This window comes from Duganella dendranthematis, from assembly GCF_012849375.1.
Classification (GTDB): domain Bacteria; phylum Pseudomonadota; class Gammaproteobacteria; order Burkholderiales; family Burkholderiaceae_D; genus Rugamonas; species Rugamonas dendranthematis.
This window is the reverse complement of sequence record NZ_CP051684.1, coordinates 2,409,907-2,424,820: the sequence shown is the minus strand read 5'-3', so window position 1 is coordinate 2,424,820 and position 14,914 is coordinate 2,409,907. Positions and strand designations below refer to the sequence as shown.

14 protein-coding genes are annotated in these 14,914 nt (G+C 58.3%); 4 read left to right on the top strand and 10 right to left on the bottom strand.

Going from position 1 to position 14,914, the window contains the following annotated elements:
* Positions 1 to 4: 4 nt before the first annotated feature.
* Together HH213_RS11140 and HH213_RS11135 are read right to left on the bottom strand one after the other, a co-directional pair.
* Positions 5 to 733, bottom strand: coding sequence for a dienelactone hydrolase family protein (locus HH213_RS11140; RefSeq protein WP_308494533.1), 729 nt, complete (start codon positions 731 to 733; stop codon positions 5 to 7).
* Positions 730 to 1,761, bottom strand: coding sequence for an AraC family transcriptional regulator (locus HH213_RS11135; RefSeq protein WP_169112294.1), 1,032 nt, complete (start codon positions 1,759 to 1,761; stop codon positions 730 to 732). The genes HH213_RS11140 and HH213_RS11135 overlap by 4 nt, the downstream gene beginning before the upstream one ends.
* Before the next feature lie 15 nt (positions 1,762 to 1,776).
* On the opposite strand from HH213_RS11135, the gene HH213_RS11130 reads away from it, so the two are divergent.
* Positions 1,777 to 2,592, top strand: coding sequence for an alpha/beta fold hydrolase (locus tag HH213_RS11130; protein WP_229263395.1), 816 nt, complete (start codon positions 1,777 to 1,779; stop codon positions 2,590 to 2,592).
* Between the two features lie 2 nt (positions 2,593 to 2,594).
* On the opposite strand, the gene HH213_RS11125 is transcribed toward HH213_RS11130, so the two are convergent.
* From HH213_RS11125 to HH213_RS11105, 5 genes are all read right to left on the bottom strand, one after another.
* A complete protein-coding gene (locus HH213_RS11125; RefSeq protein WP_169112293.1) occupies positions 2,595 to 3,560 on the bottom strand; it encodes an alpha/beta fold hydrolase in 966 nt (321 codons plus the stop codon).
* A 110-nt stretch (positions 3,561 to 3,670) separates the two neighbouring features.
* Positions 3,671 to 4,099 carry a MarR family winged helix-turn-helix transcriptional regulator gene (locus tag HH213_RS11120; protein WP_169112292.1) on the bottom strand — a complete coding sequence of 143 codons (429 nt, stop codon included), beginning with the start codon at positions 4,097 to 4,099 and terminating at the stop codon, positions 3,671 to 3,673.
* A gap of 85 nt (positions 4,100 to 4,184) precedes the next feature.
* A complete protein-coding gene (locus HH213_RS11115) occupies positions 4,185 to 5,621 on the bottom strand; it encodes an efflux transporter outer membrane subunit (RefSeq protein WP_169112291.1) in 1,437 nt (478 codons plus the stop codon).
* A gap of 1 nt (position 5,622) precedes the next feature.
* Positions 5,623 to 8,802: an efflux RND transporter permease subunit gene (locus tag HH213_RS11110; protein ID WP_169112290.1), complete on the bottom strand. Its 3,180-nt coding sequence runs from the start codon at positions 8,800 to 8,802 to the stop codon at positions 5,623 to 5,625.
* 2 nt (positions 8,803 to 8,804) lie between these two features.
* A complete protein-coding gene (locus tag HH213_RS11105) occupies positions 8,805 to 9,986 on the bottom strand; it encodes an efflux RND transporter periplasmic adaptor subunit (RefSeq protein WP_169112289.1) in 1,182 nt (393 codons plus the stop codon).
* 115 nt (positions 9,987 to 10,101) lie between these two features.
* Here HH213_RS11105 and HH213_RS11100 point away from each other — a divergent pair, with 115 nt between their 5' ends.
* Entirely contained in the window at positions 10,102 to 11,043 is a 942-nt protein-coding gene (locus HH213_RS11100) for a LysR family transcriptional regulator (RefSeq protein ID WP_169112288.1), read from the top strand.
* Positions 11,044 to 11,065: 22 nt separating this feature from the next.
* On the opposite strand, the gene HH213_RS11095 is transcribed toward HH213_RS11100, so the two are convergent.
* Complete coding sequence (locus HH213_RS11095; protein WP_169112287.1) at positions 11,066 to 11,488, bottom strand: hypothetical protein; 423 nt, start codon at positions 11,486 to 11,488, stop codon at positions 11,066 to 11,068.
* A 231-nt stretch (positions 11,489 to 11,719) separates the two neighbouring features.
* Between HH213_RS11095 and HH213_RS11090 the strand changes: the two genes are divergently transcribed.
* Positions 11,720 to 11,974, top strand: coding sequence for a hypothetical protein (locus HH213_RS11090; protein ID WP_169112286.1), 255 nt, complete (start codon positions 11,720 to 11,722; stop codon positions 11,972 to 11,974).
* 200 nt (positions 11,975 to 12,174) lie between these two features.
* Complete coding sequence (locus HH213_RS11085) at positions 12,175 to 12,519, top strand: tautomerase family protein (protein ID WP_229263394.1); 345 nt, start codon at positions 12,175 to 12,177, stop codon at positions 12,517 to 12,519.
* Between the two features lie 194 nt (positions 12,520 to 12,713).
* On the opposite strand, the gene HH213_RS11080 is transcribed toward HH213_RS11085, so the two are convergent.
* Both HH213_RS11080 and HH213_RS11075 read right to left on the bottom strand, forming a co-directional pair.
* Positions 12,714 to 13,538, bottom strand: a complete 825-nt coding sequence (locus HH213_RS11080) for a helix-turn-helix domain-containing protein (protein WP_169112284.1) — start codon at positions 13,536 to 13,538, stop codon at positions 12,714 to 12,716.
* Between the two features lie 6 nt (positions 13,539 to 13,544).
* A complete protein-coding gene (locus tag HH213_RS11075) occupies positions 13,545 to 14,312 on the bottom strand; it encodes a cysteine hydrolase family protein (RefSeq protein ID WP_169112283.1) in 768 nt (255 codons plus the stop codon).
* Between the last annotated feature and the right edge of the window lie 602 nt (positions 14,313 to 14,914).

Below are 14,914 nucleotides of genomic sequence, written 5' to 3'. Positions count from 1 at the left end.
CTCCTTAAAGGTACTGCTTGAAAAACGCCGCAGTGCGGGCATTGGCCAGCGGTGCGGCGACGGGATCGTAATGGCTCCCGTTGGGGCGAGCGAACGCATGGTTGCAGCCCGGGTAGCCGTAGAGTTCGATGAGTGGATTCGTGGCAAAGGCGTTTCGGATGGCCCGCTGCGCTTCCGTGCCGATGTATTCGTCTTGCTCGGCCAAGTGGTATAGCAAGGGCATGCCGACGTTGCCGGCTTCCTGTGCGTAGTCCTCCGTGGCGCCACCGTAGTAGGCGACAAAGGCGTCGGCATCTGTACGGGCAGCTGTCAGGTAAGTCATCAGGCCACCGAGGCAGTAGCCGGTGACACCGACCTTGCCAGATGCTCCAGCGATAGTGCGGGCCGTGCGCACGGTGGCGGCGATATCGCCCACGCCCTGCTGGCGGTCGTAGGCACTGTACAGCGCAAAGCCGCGTGCCCAATCACCAGGTTGCTGCTCGGACAGGCTTAGTCCAGGATCAGCACGCCAGAACAGGTCCGGTGCCACAGCGATATAACCTTGCGCCGCATACTCATCGGCAATCTGACGGATGCCAGCGTTGACGCCGAAGATTTCCTGTAGGACGATGATCACCGGAGCCAAAGCTACGCCGCGGGGGCGCGCCACATAGCAGTTAAAGCTGCCGTCGGCCACGTCGATGGTGAGTGTGTCAGTCATGATGTGTTCTTTCAAATAGTCTGATTTGATCAAGCACGCTGCCCGCGCACCGTGCTTGGCGAATAGCCGAAATGGCTTTTGAAGGCCCTGCTGAATGCTGCCTCCGAGGCGTATCCACTGCGCCCCGCCGCCTGTGTGACCAACACTCCTTGCGCCAGCATGTCGTGCGCCAGCGTCAGTTTCCAGTGCTGTGCATACTGCAACGGCGCCTGCCCGACAGCCGCAGTGAAGCGTTCCGCAAACGCCGATCGCGACATGCCTGCCAGTGCCGCTAGCGCTTGCACCGTCCAAGGCCGGTGCGGTTCGGCGTGAATGGCGCGCAAAGCGCGGCCAAGGCGCAGCTCCGACAGGCCGGCAATCCAGCCCGGAAGGCGCACCTGGCTTTCGGCCCAACAACGCAGCATGCGTATTACCAATAGGTCAACCAGCCGGGACACCATCAATGCCGAGCCGGGGCCACCGCCGTGCGCTTCTTGCAACAGGAAACGGGTGATGGCGTCCAGCCAAGGCGGTGCGTCGATACCATTGCCTGGCAGGTGCAACGCCTGCGGCAGCGCAGCTAGTACGGCTGCCGCCGCATCGCCATCGAAATGAAACTGCCCACCGATCAGGCGGCAGACAGCACCGTCCTTCCCGGCGCGCAAGACATGTCGGTTAGTACCGAAGTGGGCGCGGCTGACCAGTTCGATATCGTCCGTCGCCATCAGTGCTCCGCCGCTTAATACATGATCCTGGCGGTGTGGAAGCATCAGAAGATCGCCTTGTTCTAGCGACAACGCTGTGCGGCCGGCCAAATGGACCCACGCTGTACCTTGCTCCACATAATAGAAATGCGCCGCGCCGGCCGGAAAGCGCAATGCCCAAGGTGCGCGAAGTTTCGCCCGATAGACGGCTCCGCCGCGCAGCCGCACTTGCGTCAGTACGTGCGACAGCATGTCCGGATCGATCGGCGGCACGCCGGTGATTTCGGACGATGGGGCATGAACTAAGGCGTCCGCATCATGGCCGGTCAGGCACGCCTTACTTATCATGCTTATCGCCGCGGCAGTCTTTTCTTTCATTTACAGGAATACCTCATGAAACAAATATGGAAACCCATGGGCGCGATTGCGCTCGCCGTGGCGGCGCTAACTGGTGCCGTGTCGCTATCTGGTTGCGGTAGCTCCGATGCTGTGGCCGCCACCGCGCCAGTTGAAATCAAGCCCACCACCGTGGTTCTGGTGCATGGAGCCTGGGCCGATGGCTCCAGCTGGTCGAAAGTGATCCCGATACTGCAACAGCGTGGCCTTAAAGTTGTAGCTGTACAGTTGGCGCGCAAATCGCTGGCCGACGACGCCGCTACTGTCAGCCGTGCCATTGCCGCACAGAGCGGTCAAGTGGTGTTGGTTGGCCACTCCTACGGCGGCGCCGTTATCACTGAGTCTGGTAACGACGCTAAGGTAGCGGCACTGGTCTACGTATCCGCCTTTGCGCCGGGCGACGGCCAGTCGATCAACGACATCACAAAGCCGTTCCCTGCCGGTGCCTGGCAAAAAGGCCTGGTGGTCGACAGTGCCGGCTACCTGACGCTGGATGCGCCCACCTTCGCTGCCAGCTTCGCGCCAGATGTGGCGGAAGGCGACCGCAATGTGTTGACTTCGGTCCAAGGTCCGATCTTCAACCATGTACTGGATGACAAAGTCACCGCCGCAGCATGGAAGACCAAGCCATCTTGGTGGGTGTACGGCGATGCCGACATCATCATTCCGGGTGCCTTCCAACAGGCAGAGGCCGCGCAGATCAAGGCTCACGTCAGTGCCATTAGCGGCGCCAGCCATGTGGCCTTGATATCGCATCCCGCCGAAGTCGCCAGCAGCATCATGGGCGCCGTTAGCAGCGTCGGCGGGCTGTAACATCAGGAACGCAGGAAGGCCAGCAGATCGCTGTTCAACTGGTCTTTCTGCGTAATCAGCAGGCCGTGCGAGCCACCTTCGTAGACCTTCAACGTGGCGTTGCGTACCAACTGCGCCGATAACTTGCCAGAGATTTCGAACGGTACGATCTGGTCGTCGTTGCCGTGCACGACCAAGGTTGGTACGGTAATCTTCTTCAGGTCGGCGCGGAAGTCGGTTTCCGAGAAGGCGGTGATGGCGTGGTACGCTGCCAGCACGCCAGTGTTCATGCCCTGACGCCAGTAGTCGTCACGCACGCCTTCCGACACTTTGGCACCAGCACGGTTGTAGCTGTAATACGGCATGGTCACGTCTTTGTTCCATTGCGAACGGTCTGCTTGCACGGCGGCGCGGAAAGTGTCGAACAGTGCTTTTGGCGCGCCAGTCGGGTTATCCGACGTTTGCAACAGGAACGGCGTCACGGCTGCCACCAGTGCGACCTTAGCCACTCGCTGTTCGCCATGACGGCCGATATAGCGCGCCACTTCACCGCCACCCATCGAGTGTCCAACCAGCGTGACCTGCTTCAGGTTGAGCGCGTTGATCAGTGCTGCCAGATCGTCGGCAAAGGTGTCGTAGTCGTAGCCGCTGGCCGGCTGGCTGGAACGGCCAAAGCCCCGGCGGTCGAAGGCGATCACGCGGAAGCCCTGCTGCATCAGGAACAACATTTGATATTCCCATGCGTCCGCCGACAGTGGATAGCCGTGGCTAAATACCACTGCTGGGCCGCTCCCCCAGTCCTTGTAGTACAGGGTTGTGCCGTCGTTTAAAGTCAGCGTGTTGGAAGTCAGGCGCGATGTGACTGCCGCTTTGGCAGGGGCTGCTGCTTCGGCTGGTTTGACAGCAGCTGCCAAGCCAGTGACAGCGGCCATGCCGGCCAGGGTGCCAAGCAAAGTGCGGCGGGATGAAGTTGTGGATTTCGTGGTCATGATAGTCCTAAGAAGTTTAACTATCTATCGATAGATAGAGTGATCGGATAGTAAAACGACGCTATCGCCGCTGTCAAGCGACACGTCGCGGCTATTTCGTTTTTAGTGGGTCAGGGCTTGTGACTCCAAACGGCCAGCTGCTGGCGTAGCGATGCCGCTTCGGGTGTGCCAACGTCGGCTTCAAATTCCGCCTGCGCATCCTGCCAGTGCTGGTGCGCTCGCGTATAAAGCTCGCGCCCTTCCGCCGTTAGTGACAGTAGCAGCTTGCGCGGATTGGCCGGATCAGGCTGCTGCACGACATAGCCGTCGCGGGTCAGCGGTTGAAGTGCACGCACCATGCTGGTCCGGTCCATCACCAGTACATCGGCCAGTTGCTGCACTGGAATACCGACCTGGGCATGAATGGCGGCCAGGATGCTGAATTGCGAAGAACTCAGGCCCGTAGGCGCGAGATGCCGGTCATAGAGCGCTGAAATCGCGCGCGCAGCCTGGCGTATGGCTAGGCAATTGCAATCCGAAATGGCGAGCTGCTTGGTCATAGGAAGTTCAATCTAAAGCGTTTGCTTGGAAGTGTACCGCACGCAGGAGATGGCGGTTGCCTCTCCTGCCCTGCGATACGTGGATTTAGCTACGTGGTACATCCCAGCCACCACCCAGCGCACGGATTAGCGCGACGGTGGAGATGGCGCGATTTCCGCGCAGCTGTACAGCGCTCCTTTCGACGGTGGCCAGATTGCGCTCAGCGTCCAGCAGTTCCAGATAGTTGGAACGGCCAGCGTCGTAGAGCTTGTGCGCCAGCTCGGCTGAGCGACGCGCTGATATCAGCGCATCCTCGATCTGCGTGGACTGGCTATGCAAGATGCGTAGCCCAGCCAGGTTGTCCTCGACTTCGGCGAACGCTGTCAATACGCTGTGGCGATACGCCGCGACAGACTCCTCCAGTACCGCCTCGCTGCGTGTGACATCGGCGCGGCGGCGCCCGCCGTCGATCACTGGCGCAGCCAGCAGCGCACCGAGCACCCACGAACGCCCGGTCATGGTCAGCACATCCGGAAAATTGCCGGCTACGCCTCCACCTGCTGCGTTGATGTTCAACGCCGGAAACATAGCCGAACGTGCAATGCCAATGCGAGCGTTGGCTGCCTCCATAATGCGCTGGGCGGCGGCGATGTCGGGCCGACGTTCCAGTAACGTGGACGGCAGCCCGGGCGGGATTGCCGGCATGCGCGTGTTGTCGAGCAATGAGCTGGCTTCGACCGTGTAGCTGGCCGCCGGCTTGCCCAGCAAGACCGCCAGCGCATGCTCGGTGGTGACACGTCGCTGTTGCAGACCGATGGCATCGGCTCGTGTTGTCGATAGTTCGGTCAGCGCACGCGCCAAGTCGAATTCGCCAATGTCGCCGAGGTCGAAGCGGCGCTGATTGACCTTGACGTTTTCCTCGCGCGTTTGCACGGTGCGCGCCAACGTCTCTAACTCGGCGTCGGTGGCGCGCAGGAGGAAGTAGTGCTGCGCCACGTCGGCCTGCAGTGCAAGAAGCACTGAGCGATAGCTGGCTTCCGCTGCGTCTGCATCAGCGGAAGCGGCCGCCACGTTCGAGGACACGCGACCGAACAGGTCGACCTCATAGCTTGCCATCAGGTGGGCCCGGTAGGTCGTCTGCGGTGCAACAGGGGAACCAGCCGGTATGCCCAATTCAGCCGGCGCTGAACGGGCGCGCTGTGCGCCCACTGCCAGGTCCACTTGCGGCACCCGATCCGCCTCGGCAATGCCAGTGATAGCGCGCGCCTGCTTCACCCGTGCCGCCGCCAATGCCAGATTGGCATTGCTTCGCGTGGCATCGGCAATCAGCTCGTCCAGTACCGGATCACCAAAAGCACGCCACCACTCACCGCGAGGTTGTTGCTCGGCTGGACGTGCGGTGACCCAACGGCTGCCGTCCGCCGCCGTCTGAATAGACGCTTCCTTGAAAGCGCTTGGCGTATCAATGACAGGTTGGCTGAAGTTTGGAGCTGCGCAGCCAGCCAGCAATGACGCCAGTATCGTCATGATTGGCAATTTCATTTTAATGGCCCTCCGTCTGATGCGCGACGGTGTGCGACACGGGCTTGTGGCGCTCTAGTCGTAGCGCCAGCTTACGCACGAGCACATAAAATACCGGCGTCAGGAACAGGCCGAAGAAGGTAACGCCTAACATGCCTGCAAATACCGCCACGCCCATTGCGTGACGCATTTCCGAGCCGGCGCCGTGTGAGAACACCAGCGGCAGCACGCCCATGATGAAGGCGATCGACGTCATCAGGATCGGCCGCAGGCGCAGACGGCATGCTTCCAGCGCGGCGTCCACCACGCCACGGCCGTGATGCTCCAGTTCGCGGGCAAACTCGACGATCAGGATAGCGTTCTTCGACGCCAGGCCGACCAGCACGAACAGTGCGATCTGCGTAAAGATATTATTGTCGCCACCGCTCAGCTTGACGCCCAGCAGCGCGCTCATGATCGACATCGGCACGATCAGGATCACCGCCAGCGGCAGCGTCCAGCTTTCGTATTGCGCTGCCAGCACCAGGAATACCAACAGCACGCACAGCGGGAACACATACATCATGGTGTTGCCGGCGATGGTGTCTTGGTAGGTCAGCCCAGTCCATTCATAGCTGACGCCTTTGGGCAGTACCTCGGCCGCCAGCCGTTCCAGCACCGCCTGTGCCTGGCCACTGGAATAGCCAGGTGCCGGGCCGGCATTCAGATCGGCCGCCACATAAGCGTTATAGCGCTGCACGCGATCCGGGCCGTAGCTGTCGCTGATGCGCATAAGCGAAGACAGTGGAATCATTTCGCCTTTGTCATTGCGCACCTTCATCTGGCCGATGTCCTCCACCCGCGAGCGGAAGCGGGCGTCAGCCTGCACCCTGACCTGATAGGTACGGCCGAACTGGTTGAAGTCGTTTACATACAGCGAGCCGAGGTTGATCTGCAGCGTCTGGTAGATGGTTTGCAGCGGTACGCCCAGCTGCTTGGCGCGGTCGCGGTCGATGTCGGCATACAGCTGCGGCACGTTGATCTGATAGCCGGAGAACACGCCTGCCAACTCCGGTGCGGCGCGCGCCTTGTCGACCAGCGCCTGGGTGGCCTTGTACAGTTCGTCGTATCCGAGATTGCCACGGTCCTCGATCATCATCTTCAGGCCACCGATTGTGCCAAGGCCGTTGACGGGCGGCGGCGGGAACACCATGACAAAGGCGTCCTGGATTGCGCCGGCGCGCTTGTTGATCTCGCCGGCAATGCCGGTGGCGCTGACTTCCGGCGTGTTGCGGGTCTCTGGTGCCAGTTCGCCGACGAAGACGATGCCGGCGTTGGGCGCATTGGTCAGGTCGTTGACCGACAGGCCGGGGAAAGCCACCGTGTTGCGTGCACCGGGCACGCCCAGTGCGATCTCGGCGGTCCTGCGTATCACTGCATCGGTGCGGTCCAGCGCGGCCGCTTCCGGCAATTGCGCGAAGCCGACCAGGTAGCCCTTGTCCTGCGACGGCACGAAGCCGGGCGGCACCAGGCGGAAAAGCAACGCCGCCAGCGCCACCAGCAGAAGGTAGAAACCGACGGACAGCGTCTTGTGACTGAGGACGCCCTTGACGCCGCCTTCATAACGCTGCGAGCTGCGGCCGAAGAAGTCGTTAAACCAGCGGAAGAAGCGACCGAACAGTTTGTCCATTCCGCGGGTCAGGGCATCCTGCGGTGCATCGTGCGGGCGCAGCAGTGCAGCGGCCAGCGCCGGCGCCAGCGTCAGTGAGCTGAAGGCAGAAATCACCGTCGAGATCGCAATTGTCAGTGCGAACTGGCGGTAGAACTGGCCGGTCAGGCCAGCTACGAAGGCGATCGGCACAAACACCGCGCACAGCACCAGTGCAATCGCAATAATGGGGCCGCTGACCTCTTTCATTGCCTGCACGGTGGCGGCGCGCGGCGACAGCCCGGCGGCGATATTGCGCTCGACGTTTTCCACTACCACGATGGCGTCGTCAACCACGATGCCGATCGCCAGCACCAGCCCGAACAAGGTTAGCGTATTGATCGAGAAGCCGAACGCCAGCATGACGGCAAACGTGCCCACCACCGACACTGGCACCGCCAGCAGTGGGATGATCGATGCCCGCCAGGTTTGCAGAAACACGATCACCACCAGCACTACCAGCGCAATTGCCTCGAACAGCGTGTGGATCACCGCCTTGATCGAATCGCGCACAAACATGGTCGGATCGTAGGCCACGCTGTACTCGACGCCGCGAGGGAAATCCTTGCTCAGCTCAGCCATGCGAGCACGCACGTCAGCCGAAAGCTGCAAGTCGTTGGCGCCGGGCGAGGCGAAGATTGCCAGCGCCGCAGCCGGCTTATTATCTAACAACGCGCGCAGCGCATATGAACCGGAACCCAGTTCGATGCGTGCGACATCGCGCAGCCGGGTCAGCGCCCCGTCGGCATTGGTACGGATGATAATGTTGCCGAAGTCTTCCTCGCTCTTCAAGCGTCCCTTGGTATTGACGCTGAGCTGAAAGTCGGCATTGCGCGTCGGCGAGCCTCCAACGACACCTGCCGCCACCTGAACGTTCTGTTCGCGGATGGCGTTGGCGATGTCACCAGCGGTCAGGCCGCGTTGTGCAACTTTCTGCGGGTCGAGCCAGACACGCATGGCGTAATCACCCGAACCGAGAATCTGCACATCTCCCATACCAGGAATGCGCGCTAGTTGATCCTTTACGTTGAGCACCGCATAGTTGCGCAGGTACAGATCGTCGTACGACGAATCTGGCGATACCAGGTGCACTACCATGGTCAGGTTAGGCGACGTTTTGACGGTGGTGACGCCAATCTGGCGCACCTCCTCCGGCAGCCGCGGCAAGGCGCGCTGCACGCGGTTCTGCACTTCTGTCTCGGCTTGTTGTATGTTTGTGCCGATGGCGAAGGTGACCGTCAGCTTGAGAGCGCCATCGGAGGTGTTTTGCGAGGACATGTAGATCATGTGCTCTACGCCGTTGATTTGTTCTTCCAACGGCGCAGCCACAGTTTCAGCAATTACCTTGGGATTGGCGCCCGGATATTGGGCGCTGACCACCACCGACGGCGGCACCACGTTGGGATATTCAGAGATGGGCAGCTGGAAAATCGCAATCAGTCCAGCGACAAAAATGATGATGGACAATACTGCCGCGAAAATCGGCTTATCGACAAAAAAGCGTGAAAAATTCATGATCAGTTTCCTTTGTCGGCAGCGGCTAACTTTGCGTCAGCACCATCCATCGCCACCACTTGCGGTGCCAGCAATGCGCCGGGATGTACCCGTTGCAAACCATTGATGACGATACGCTCGCCCGCCTTCAGGCCAGAGCGTACGATGCGCAGGCTACTGGTTGCAGCGCCAAGCGTCACCTGCCGGTATTCCGCCTTGTTGTCCTTGCCGACTACGTAGACGAACTTGCGGCTCTGGTCGGTGCTGACGGCCTGGTCGTTAATTAGCACGGCTTTGTGACCGTCGGTGGCACCGCTGTCCACCTGTACGCGCGCGAACAGGCCTGGTGCCAGGAGATTGTCGGTATTGGCAAAGATTGCGCGCATGCGCACCGCACCGCTACCGGCATCGAGGCGATTGTCGACAAACTCCAACCGGCCTTCGTGCGGGAAGCCGGCCTCACTGGCCAGGCCGATGCGCACCTTGACAGGCTCGTTGCGACGCGCACGTGCGCCCACTTGCAGATAAGTTTCCTCATCGCCGTCAAAGCTGGCGTAGATGCGATCATCGGAGACCACCGAGGTCAGCACGGCGGTTTGGTCGACCAGGTTGCCGACAGTGATTTCCGCTTTGCTGACGCGGCCATCGATGGGAGCGGTCACTTGGGTATAGTTCAGGTTAAGCTTGGCTGTTTCATATTGCGCCGCCGCAGCACGCGCATTCGCGTTCAACTCTTTCAGCGCGGACGCACGTTCGTCGTACTCGCGCTGGGCAATCGCTCGATCAGCCAACAGCTTTTCGGCGCGTTTCAGTTCCAGCTTGGCCAACTCTGCTTTTGCACTGGCTGCCAGTGCAGACGCCTGCGCGCGACTAGCCTCAGCGGCGAATGGGCGGGGATCGATGACAAACAACAGTTGTCCTTTTCTCACCTTGCTGCCAGGTGTGAAATTGACTGAATTGATGTACCCGGCGACGCGCGCGCGGATATCGACACGTTCGATAGACTCCAGTCGACCGGAGAATTCCTGCGTCAACGTCACGCCACGTTCGACCACGACGGCGGCAGTCACCGGTGCGCCCTGTACCGGCGCGGCGGCATTATTGCTGTGCGCCTTGCTACAGCCGCTGAGTACCAGCGTCGTCAGTCCTCCGGCAAGCAGCACAGGCGCCAGCATTCCTAATTTGCTGAAATCTATATTTTTCATGATGGTCTAAGTGTGCAATTGCACACATATTGAGTAAAATAAAGCCCCTTGATTCAAGAGGCAGCGATTTATTCATTATGATTGTAATGTATCCACTTGTGAAGTCAACCGCTTTATGCCTGAGCATGGCGGCGAAAATGGTGTGCTAATGGACAGGTTGGCAACAATGCGCGTCTTCGTCCAAGTAGCAAACGCAACTAGCTTTGTACGTGCTGCCGAAGCGTTACACCTGCCGGCAGCATCGGTATCACGTATGGTGCAAGCGCTGGAGGCGCACCTGAAGGTGCGACTGCTTAACCGCAATACCCGCAACGTTACCCTAACCGACGAGGGCCGTGTCTACTATGAGCGCTGCTCCAAGGTGCTCAGCGAGATTGATGAAATGGAAGCGATGGCAACTGGCACGCGCCAGGGACCTCGCGGACGCATCAAGGTCAGCATTTCCGCTTCAATGGCAAAAGGCGTCCTGATTCCAGCGTTACCGGACTTTCTCTCCCGCTACTCACAAATCGATTTCGAGTTGGCGATCTCCGATCGTCGTGTGAACCTGATCGAGACCGGTATCGACTGTGCCATCCGTGTCGGTACCACAACTGATCCTAGTCTAGTGGTCAAACACATTGGCCATGTGAAGCGTATCACCTGCGCGTCACCGGCGTATTTGCAGCGATATGGAGAACCGCGAACCATCCCCGATCTCGCGCAGCATATCGGGGTAGGCTATGTATGGGATCATGGCGGACGTAGCCGCCACTGGGAGTTCACCATCGACGAGCAGTTGGAGCCGGTGCCAATGGCACACACGGTATTTGTCGACGATGCCGATGCTTATCTAGCCTGCGGGTTAGCAGGACTAGGAATTGTCAGCGCGTCGGAGTATACGCTTGGACCGGCGGTACGCAGCGGGCTATTGCGCCAGATCCTGCATGACTACGCCACTCCACCAAGGCCTGTAACGATTGTGTTTCGCCCCAATCGTCATATGCCACAAAGACTACGTAATTTTATCGATTGGTATGCGATGCAATACGAGAAGGCCGCTGCTCAGGCTTGGTAACGACTTCGCAGAGCGCTCAGGATCAGGAATTGTCCCGCATTGCCGCAGGCATTGAAGGGAGAGCGAAATAGCTTGGATCGAGGACATCTTTCATTCGATCATGGAAGGCTTTACGGAACGCCAGAACTGAGCTGAATGGCCGCATGGCTACGCTGCGTTCGATGATCAGTCCGTCATCGTCATGCAGCAGCATTTCAAAACTATCGAGCGGCAATCCATCAATCGTACCGCGCCAGACCAACAGTGTCACATTGCCGTCCGAAATTTCTGAAATATAGCTTCCTTCACGAACGGCAATCGCGCCAACCATAGTACGCGCTACCGCGTCGCGGCCAATGACATTGCGCGAAAGAATGGGACTTTTGAACACCACCTCACGCGCAAGTATGGAGCCGATTTCCTCAGCACTGGCGCCAGCTTCACGAAGTTGTATCAATGGATGCATAGAGGCTCCCTTTAAAGAAATTCAGGCATTCTAGGGAGCCGAAGGCAACGTGGCGACCAAAGGCTAAGTATTACTGTATTGCTGCGATTGGAACAATCCATGCTCGCAGACTATTCCAGTTACGACATCACAGTGTTGTTCAATCAAACATCGAACCGCTGATACCAACTACGTATATTAGCCGGGCAGCATCTCGCAATTTTTCAAACCGAAAGCAGGGAGCTTCACGAAATGACTACACTGACTATCAGCAATTCCGGAACGGCCTGGATTCGCGACATGCAAGCACAAGGCAAATCAGCAGAAGGCGGCTGGGCCAACAGCCCGAATGCAGCGTACTACGCTTCGTTGGACACAGATCATCCATTGCCCAAACCATCATTGGGATTGCCGACCACTTTTGCCGAGTTAATGAAAGCGCGGGCAGTAGATAGGGAGGATATGCAGCTTCCAGCAGTGCATACCGCCAACGGTCGTCGAGCCTGAAACCTGCCCCTGTGGTTCTAGTCGCCACATACAGCAAATAAATTCTTACTCCGAGTACTCGGATATGTGCGTAGCGATGCTCATAAACACGTTCGACAACTTTCGTGCCGTTTCTTAAATCCAGTACGCGAAAAACTCATATGCCGATTTTCCATGCTCATGTTCCCGCAAGACGTTACTCCTCTCAACAAAAGAGATCCTTGGCCGACGCAATGAATAGCGCGCTGGTAGAAGCGCTGCAAATTCCAACCGAAGATCGTTTTGTCATAATTAGTGAGCATGCTGAAGGCGAATTGCACCTTCATCCCACGTTTATGGATATGCAGCGCGACCCTATTGCTGCGATGTTCATCATGGTGTATCTAGGAGCTCATCGCCCACTTGAGCAGAAGAAGGCTCTTGTTCAGAAATTGAATTACAACGCAGCTGCAGCGCTGAAAGTCTCTCCTGACGACATATTCATAACGCTAATCCCAGTTCCAAACGAAAATTTCTCTTTCGGTCGGGGCAAATTGCAATTGGCTGACGTCGCGCCAAGCTGGTAACGCAAGCTCCTCTACAATGGGCTGCACCAGCCAGCGGCGTGTTGGTGCTTCTGGCATCAGCACTCACCCTGCTCCCGCTATAGGTTCCCGTGACAGGACCGTCTTGACGAGAATGTCTTTGAACAAGCCCAAAGCCGGCACTTAAGAAGTGTGTTGGGGAGGCCACCTGGCTTGAACTTATCAGAGCTAGCTTTCTACCTTGGTCTTTTTTGTAGCGAACGAAACTGCTCTGGGTCAATGCTGTATTCATCCTTGAATATTTTGCAGAAATGGCTGCGGCTGCGGTAGCCCATGCGGCTGGAAATGGTCTTGATCGGCATGTCAGTTTGGCGCAGTAGTTCTTCTGCGCGCTTGAGGCGTAGTCCGCGCAGCATCGTCAGCGGCGAACAACCATGCAGCGTAACGAATTCGCGGTGAAACACCGTGCGGCTCATGCCTGCCAAGCCAGCCAATCCATCTAGCGTATATTCCCGTCCCGGATCTTTCTGGAACAGATCGATGATCTGTCCGAGGCGCTGCTGGCGCGTTGCCGTGCAGGCTGAAACAATCTGTCCATCATCCGACCATGCATCGCGCACCAGCGTGGTCACCAGGCGCCGTGCCAGGCAAGTAATGATGGCGGCCGATCCGGGGCCGGCATAGGCCGATTCGCGCAACAGCTCGGGGATCGCACCAGTAAACAGTTCGGTTCCCGCCGCATCAAGCTGATGCGGCAACGAGAAAAACTCAAATAGGCTGCGGCCATCGAGCAGAGTCGCGCTGAGCAGGCCGTGGGCCAGCACCACGCCGGGGACCGATGCCGGCGTCTCGTGCCCCGGCAGGAGTAGTAATTGGCCGGCCCTGACGGGTGTGTATCCGGGACCGTATGCTAGTTCGCCCTCCCCATCGAGCACCGCCACGAAATGCGTCTGGCCAGGCAAAACCGCAGGCGCAAGCCGATCCGTAGTCTCCATTCTCCGGAAGGTAGAGAACGATATATCGATTTGCGTTAACACCTGGTCCAGACTTAATGACATCATCAACTCCTACTTGTTTTCAATACGCTTCAGCACTTCGTCCGTGGTCATCACCGCGTTGGCGATGTAACGGAAGTTGACCAGCGCGCTGCTGTAGCCGTCGCCATCCGGCAGTTTGGGACCGGCCACCGCGTCACGCACCACCACCACCTCAAAGCCGCGTTCAATGAATTCGCGCAGATGCGATTCCACGCACAGGTTGGAGGCCATGCCAGTCAAGATGATTTTATCGATGCCTTGTTTGCGCAGCTGCAGCATCAGGTCATTGCTTTGTGGTCCGTACAGCTTATGTGGGGACGCAATCAAGGTTTCGCCATCCTCGATATATTGTTTGAACTCGGGCATAAAGTCTGCTCCGGAACCACGGAAGCCATCCAACGACAACGCACCATGACGGTCGAACATACCCAGTTTGTGCTGCACGATTTCAGCGGGACCCTGGAATTTCCACTTATGATCGTGTGGGTAGTAGTAGTGCGGCGAGATAGCCACGGTGATGCCGGCGCGCTTGGTGGCGGCAAACAGCTGCAGCAAGTGTGGCACCAGTTTTTGCTCGCTCACGCTTTCGCCGAAGATCGCCCAGGAAGCGCCTTTTGCACTCATGAAGTCGATTTGCGGATCGATCACCACCATCGCGGTGTGGCTGGCATCCCATTTAAAAGTCGATGCTGGCAACGCTGGCTTTTCCGGGCCGGCATAAGGATCTATATTTGCCGCACTCACCAAGCTAGCGGCGAGCAGCGCGGTTGCTAGTGTGAGGATTCTGAGTGATTTCATTTTCGAACTCCTGATAGTGTTTGGAGCATTCAGAATATGGGCACGTGAAGACGAATTGGTTCGGATGTGGTGCTGACTCGTTCCGATCAGCGCTATTTTTTAAAAATCATGCTGGCATTGACGCCACCGAAGCCAAAGCCGTTTGAAATCGCGTAATCGGTAATGATGCGGCGTGCCGCAAGGCGTACGATATCCAGCTTATGCGCATCGAACGGTGTTATAGATGCGGCTCGCCCAGCTCATGACTAAGCCCAGCGCTTCATCTTCGTGGTATGTTCACCTTCCGAGCAATGTTAATCATATAAAGGATATCGGTATGAGTACGTTTAGCGCTTCGGTTCAATATAACGACAATTTGGGAACGGCAGCGGCAGATCGTGCCGATCAAAATGACCTGCATGATTATTTGAAGGAAAGGCCGAGCCCGCAACCACGGCGCACCTGGCTGTTCAGCCAAAGGACGGCGTGTTCACTGTACTGTTCGGGAATGACGCGAAGCCATTGTCCTCGTTAGGAGGAGTCGCGAAAGTCTTGGGCCGTTCCCACATCGACATCCCTGAATATAAACTGCGCAGGGACTAGAACAAAACGCTGCGGCTTTT

What these genes read in the sequence shown, in the direction of transcription:
- HH213_RS11135 (WP_169112294.1), bottom strand. Translation starts at nt 1,761, where the DNA reads ATGAAAGAAAAGACTGCCGCGGCGATAAGCATGATAAGTAAGGCGTGC.
- HH213_RS11130 (WP_229263395.1), top strand. Translation starts at nt 1,777, where the DNA reads ATGAAACAAATATGGAAACCCATGGGCGCGATTGCGCTCGCCGTGGCG.
- HH213_RS11125 (WP_169112293.1), bottom strand. Translation starts at nt 3,560, where the DNA reads ATGACCACGAAATCCACAACTTCATCCCGCCGCACTTTGCTTGGCACC.
- HH213_RS11120 (WP_169112292.1), bottom strand. Translation starts at nt 4,099, where the DNA reads ATGACCAAGCAGCTCGCCATTTCGGATTGCAATTGCCTAGCCATACGC.
- HH213_RS11115 (WP_169112291.1), bottom strand. Translation starts at nt 5,621, where the DNA reads ATGAAATTGCCAATCATGACGATACTGGCGTCATTGCTGGCTGGCTGC.
- HH213_RS11110 (WP_169112290.1), bottom strand. Translation starts at nt 8,802, where the DNA reads ATGAATTTTTCACGCTTTTTTGTCGATAAGCCGATTTTCGCGGCAGTA.
- HH213_RS11105 (WP_169112289.1), bottom strand. Translation starts at nt 9,986, where the DNA reads ATGAAAAATATAGATTTCAGCAAATTAGGAATGCTGGCGCCTGTGCTG.
- HH213_RS11100 (WP_169112288.1), top strand. Translation starts at nt 10,102, where the DNA reads ATGCCTGAGCATGGCGGCGAAAATGGTGTGCTAATGGACAGGTTGGCA.
- HH213_RS11095 (WP_169112287.1), bottom strand. Translation starts at nt 11,488, where the DNA reads ATGCATCCATTGATACAACTTCGTGAAGCTGGCGCCAGTGCTGAGGAA.
- HH213_RS11090 (WP_169112286.1), top strand. Translation starts at nt 11,720, where the DNA reads ATGACTACACTGACTATCAGCAATTCCGGAACGGCCTGGATTCGCGAC.
- HH213_RS11080 (WP_169112284.1), bottom strand. Translation starts at nt 13,538, where the DNA reads ATGATGTCATTAAGTCTGGACCAGGTGTTAACGCAAATCGATATATCG.
- HH213_RS11075 (WP_169112283.1), bottom strand. Translation starts at nt 14,312, where the DNA reads ATGAAATCACTCAGAATCCTCACACTAGCAACCGCGCTGCTCGCCGCT.